Annotated in this window: 1 protein-coding gene; it reads right to left on the reverse strand. The window is 71.7% G+C overall.

Annotated elements, in window-relative coordinates:
• A partial coding sequence (locus tag CRP51_RS27810; protein ID WP_245880850.1) for a type I polyketide synthase occupies positions 1–4,945 on the reverse strand: 4,945 nt, incomplete at its 3' end.
• Positions 4,946–4,961 lie beyond the last annotated feature (16 nt).

Raw genomic sequence — 4,961 nt, forward strand, 5'->3', positions numbered from 1 at the left:
CGGTGGGCCAGACGACCTCCCGCAACGGCAGCTCAAGCTGCTCGTCCAACAGGTCCACAACCTCATCCCACGCCCGGGCGAACACCGGGAAGGAGTCATACAACTCCCGCCCCATCCCCGGACGCTGACTACCCTGACCCGAGAACACAAACGCCACACGGCCGCTCGTGCCGCCACCGCTCTCGCCATCGTCCCCGGCAGCCACGGCCTCCAGACCGCTGAGCAGCTCCTCACGGTCACCACCGACCACCACGGCCCGATGCTCGAACGACGCACGCGTGGTCACCAGGGAGTAGCCGACATCCACCGGCTCCAACCCCGGACGCTCACGCACAAACGACACCAACCGGCCCGCCTGCGCCCGCAACGCCTCAACCGACTTCGCCGACACCACCCACGGCACCGCCACCAACCCAGAGCCCGCCCCAGACTCAGGGATCTCGGCCGGCGCCTCAACCTCAGGCGCCTCCTCCACGATCACATGCGCGTTGGTGCCACTGAAACCAAAGGACGACACGCCCGCGCGGCGAGGTCGGCCGTTGCGCTCCCAGGGGCGCTCCTCGGCCAACAGCTCGACGGCTCCCGCCGACCAGTCCACGTGCGGCGACGGCTCGTCCAGGTGGATCGTCCTGGGCATCACGCCGTGGCGCATCGCCATCACCATCTTGATGACGCCACCCACACCCGCGGCCGCCTGCGCGTGACCGATGTTCGACTTCAACGAACCCAGCCACAGCGGCTCACCGTTCTCCGGCCGGTCCTGACCATAGGTCGTGAGCAAAGCCTGCGCCTCGATCGGGTCACCCAGGGTGGTGCCCGTGCCGTGGCCCTCGACCAGGTCCACATCGGCCGGGGCGAGCTGAGCGCTGTTCAGCGCGGCGCGGATGACGCGCTGCTGCGACGGGCCGTTGGGGGCCGTCAGGCCGTTGGAGGCGCCGTCCTGGTTGACCGCCGAGCCCCGCACGACAGCCAGCACCTGGTGCCCGTTGCGCCGCGCGTCCGAGAGGCGCTCCAGCACCAGCATGCCGACGCCCTCGGACCAGCCGGTGCCGTCGGCAGCGGCGGCGTAGGAGCGGCACCGGCCGTCGCGTGACAGCCCACGCTGGCGGCTGAACTCGATGAAGCTGTCAGGGGTGGACATCACGGTCACGCCGCCGGCCAGCGCCAGCGAGCACTCACCGTTCCGCAGCGCCTGAGCGGCCAGGTGCAGGCTGACCAGCGAGGACGAGCACGCCGTGTCCACCGCCATCGCGGGACCCTCAAGTCCCAGCGTGTAGGAGATCCGGCCGGCGACGACACTGCCGGAGCTGCGGCCGGTCAGGTAGTCGTGGTACATGAGGCCGGCGAAGACACCGGTCTGGCTCCCCTTCAACGCGGCCGGCACGATACCGGAGCGTTCCAGGGCCTCCCAGGACACCTCAAGCAGCAGCCGCTGCTGCGGGTCCAGGGTCAGCGCCTCGCGCGGGCTGATCCCGAAGAACACCGGGTCGAACTCCGCGGCGTCGTGGAGGAAGCCGCCCTCGCGGGTGTAGCTGGTGTCCGGGCGCGACAGCTCCGGGTCGTAGAGCCGCTCCACCCCCCAGCCACGGTCGCGGGGGAACTCCGAGACCCCGTCACGCCCCTCGGACACCAACTGCCACAGATCCTCCGGACTGCCAACCCCGCCCGGGTACCGGCACGCCATGCCGACCACCACGATCGGGTCGTCCGTCTCCGTGGCCGTCGCGACGCGGGTCACGGCGGCGGGGACGTCGGTCTCCGCGCCACGAACCTCCCCGAGCAGATAGGCGGCCAGGGCGCGCGGACTGGGGTGGTCGAAGACGACGGTGGTCGGGAGGGGGAGACCACTGACGATCTTGAGCCGCTGGCGGAGTTCCAGCGCGGTCAGCGAGTCGTACCCGAGTTCCAGGAAGGGGCGCTCCGGGTCGATCGGGTCGGCCGAGTCGTGGCCGAGCACCCAGGCGGTGTGGCTGCGGACCAGGTCGAGCACGGTGTGCTGCGCCTCCGCCTCGCTGAGCCCGGCCAGGCGTTCGGTCAGGCCACCCACGGCGTTCGTCGTGTCGCCGGACCTCGCGTCGGGCTGGACGCGGTTCGTCGGCCGCAGCAGCGGCGGCATTTCCAGACCGCCGCCGATCCAGGAACCACGTCGCCGCGTGAAGAGGATGGCGGAGTTCAGGATCAGCGGGGCCAGCAGGGCGTGATCGGTGGTCAGTGCCTTGTCGAACAGGTCGAGCGCCTGCCCGTGCTTCAGCGCCGGCACGCCGAGTGACCTGATGCGGTTGAGGTCGACCTCCGTCAGCTCGGCCGTCAGGCCCACCGGTGGGTCCCACGTGGGGTAGGCCAGCGAGGTCGCGACCAGGCCCTGGGCGCGACGGTGGTGGGCGAGCGCGTCCAGGAAGACGTTGGCGGCGGCGTAGTCGCCCTGGCCCGCCGCCAGGATGAGACCGCCGGACGAGGAGAACATAACGAACGCCGTCAGGTCCATGTCCCGGGTCAGCTCGTGCAGGTGCCAGGCCGCGTCCATCTTGGGCCGGAGGATGCGGTCCAGGGAGTCCGGCGTCAGGGTGGTGACGAGACCGCCCCTGGCGATGCCGGCGGCGTGGACCACGCCCGTGAGGGGGTGCTCGTCGGGGATGGCGTCGAGGACGGCGGCCAGGGCGTCGCGGTCGGAGACGTCGCAGGCGACGACGTCGACGTGCGCGGAGTGGCTGGTGAGTTCCTCGACGAGTGCGTCGACGCCGGGGGCGGCGGGGCCGCTGCGGCTGGTCAGCAGCAGGCGGCGCACGCCGTGCTGGGTGACCAGGTGCTTGGCCACCAGACCGCCGAGCCCGCCGGTACCGCCGGTGATGAGGACGGTGCCCGTGGCACTCCACGGGGACTTGGTCCCGCCCTTGCGGGAGGGGGTGTTCGGCTGGGTGACGGTCAGCCTGGGCACCAGGATTTGACTGCCGCGCAGCGCCATCTCCCCCTCGCCGCTGCCCAGGGCTTCGGCGAGGAGGGCCTGGTCGGGGGCGTCCATTCCGTCGGCGGGGTCCGTGTCGAGCAGCGCGAAGCGGCCGGGGGTCTCCTCGGAGCCGGCGCGCACCAGGCCCAGCAGGGGGGCCAGCCTGAGGTCGGCCACGTCCTGCGGGGTGTTCTCCTCGTCCAGGCCGGCGCCCACGGCGCCACTGGTGACCACATAGAGGCGGGACGTGAGGAAGTGTTCCTCCGCCAGCCACGCCTGGAGCGCGGCGAGCACCGGGGCGGCGGCGGCGCGGACGCCGTCGGGCACGTTCCGGTCCTCGGAGTCGTCCCTGGCGCCGAGGGCCCGGGCGTCGAACAGGACGCGGCGGGGCACCTCCTTGCCCGCTTCGATGTCCGCGACGAGGTCGGCGATGTCGGCGTAGGCGGACCCCTCGGCCCCCTCGGGTGCGAGGCGGGCGTCACCGATCACGGCCCAGGAGTTGACGGGTGAGATGGGGCCGGGGGCGGGCAGCCAGGCGACCCGGTAGAGGTCGGGGCGTTCCGTGTCTCCGCCGAGCTGCTCGGCGGAGACCGGGCGGGCGACGATACTGGCGACCTCGGCGACGGGCTCGCCCTCGCTGGTCGCCACGGAGATGGAACGGCCGTCCGGGGAGATGCGCACCCGCAGCACGGCGGCGCCGGGGGTGTGCAGGGAGACTCCGTTCCAGGCGAACGGGATACCGGGGCCTTCCTGTTCGTCCTGCTCGTCCAGGATGCTGACGTGCAGGGCGGCGTCCAGCAGAGCCGGGTGAAGGCCGTACGAGGCAGCGTCACCGATGGCCTCGTCGGGCAGCGCGACCTCGGCGAAGAGTTCGCCGCCTCGGCGCCAGGCGGCACGCAGACCGCGGAAGACAGGGCCGTAGCCGAAGCCCCGGTCGGCGAGTTGGTCGTAGAAGCCGGTCACGTCCATGCGGGACGCGTTCTTCGGGGGCCACACGCGCAGGTCGGTGTGGTCGACGGTGGCTGCGGGGGCGAGCACGCCCGTGGCGTGCCGCACCCAGGCCTCGTCGGCCGCCGCGAAGTCGGCGCGGGAGTGGATGACCACCGGCCGGCGGCCGGTGCCGTCCGGGCCGTCCACGACGATCTGGAGCGCGATGCCTCCGGTGTCGGGCAGCACGAGCGGAGCCTCGATGGCCAGCTCGTCCAGTACGGGGCAGTCGACCTTGGAGCCGGCGTGCAGGGCGAGTTCGACGAAGCCGGTGCCCGGGAGGATGGTGGTGTCCAGCACGGCGTGGTCGGCGAGCCACGGGTGAGTGGCGATCGACAGCCTGCCGGTCAGCAGCAGTCCGTCCGTCTCGGGCAGGGGAACCACGGCACCGAGCAACGGGTGGTCGGCGGGGCGCTGCCCGAGTCCGGTGGGGTCACCGGAGGGGGTGGTGGCGTCCAGCCAGTAGCGCTGGTGCTGGAAGGCGTAGGTGGGCAGGTCGACGCGACGGTTCAGGCCGTCCGGGAAGGCGGCCTCCCACTTCACGGTCCGGCCCTGGGTGTGGAGGGTGCCAAGGGCTCGTAGGAGATTGGCGGTCTCGGCGTTGTCCTTGCGCTGGGTCGGGACGGCGTCACCGATCAGGGGTGTCAGGGCCGGCTTGGGCCCGACCTCGACCAGGGTGGTGACGCCCTGCGCCCTCAAGGTGGCGACACTGTCGGCGAAGCGGACCGTGCCACGGACCTGACCAGCCCAGTACCCCGCCTCGGTCATCTCCTGCGGACCGACCAACTCACCCGTCACCGTGGACACCAACGGAATACCCGGCGCGCGGAAGGAGATCTTCGCGGCCACCGCCTGGAACTCACCCAACATCGGATCCATCAACGGAGAGTGGAAAGCGTGCGAGACCCGCAGACGGGTGGACTTGCCCTCGACCCGCCCGGCGATCTCGACAACCGCCTCCTCCACACCCGAGATCACCACAGACCGCTGCGCGTTGACAGCGGCGATCGTCACATCCTGACGCTCCCCG

The sequence above is a fragment of the Streptomyces zhaozhouensis genome (assembly GCF_900230195.1).
GTDB lineage: Bacteria > Actinomycetota > Actinomycetes > Streptomycetales > Streptomycetaceae > Streptomyces > Streptomyces zhaozhouensis.